The organism is Rhodococcus sp. R1101 (assembly GCF_000278445.1).
GTDB lineage: Bacteria > Actinomycetota > Actinomycetes > Mycobacteriales > Mycobacteriaceae > Rhodococcus > Rhodococcus gordoniae.
Genome location: NZ_AJVB01000928.1, coordinates 1 through 519, shown reverse-complemented (window position 1 = coordinate 519; position 519 = coordinate 1). Strand labels below are relative to the sequence as shown.

Here is a 519-nt window from a genome sequence, read left to right as displayed (position 1 = left end):
CAACGAGGGCGGACTGCGCCGCGGCGATTTCGGGCACATCAGCATCCGTGCCGATCACAGCCTCGTCGAGCTGCCGAAGGATCTGTCGCCGCAGACCCTCGATGCGCTGCGCTCCACCCGCATCTCGGGCGTTCTCATCCAGCTGCAGCCCGACTCCGGTGCGCCGTCCGGACGTCCGAGCTCGTATCGCGGACGCGACGACCGGCGCGGTGACGACCGGCGCGGGGGAGACCGCCGCGATCACGGAAAACGCGATCGCGGGGGCAAGCGCGAGTACGGCGACAGCCGTGGTGGCCGCTCCGGCGACTTCACGCACCGCAGCGACCGCAACGACCGTGGTGGTCGCGGCGGCTACCGCGACTGACGTCCGTCAGCTCGTCCGCTGTGCCAGGACGTCGGCAGCGGCGCCGTCGATCGACTCTCGGATGATGTCGGCGTGCCCGGCGTGGCGGGCCCACTCCTCGATCTGATGCAGGATCAGGAACCGGACGGTGAACGGTTCGCCCTGATCGAGCCACT

The 519-nt window shown here is 70.1% G+C and carries 2 protein-coding genes; one reads left to right on the top strand and one right to left on the bottom strand.

All coding sequences use genetic code 11. The features are described 5' to 3' along the window. The coding region (locus tag R1101_RS29015) for a DbpA RNA binding domain-containing protein (RefSeq protein ID WP_037225427.1) at positions 1–364 on the top strand (364 nt) is incomplete at its 5' end. A gap of 6 nt (positions 365–370) precedes the next feature. Here the strand turns inward: R1101_RS29015 and R1101_RS29955 are convergent. Next, on the bottom strand, positions 371–519 hold a 149-nt coding region (locus tag R1101_RS29955), incomplete at its 5' end, for a mycothiol transferase (protein WP_157179212.1).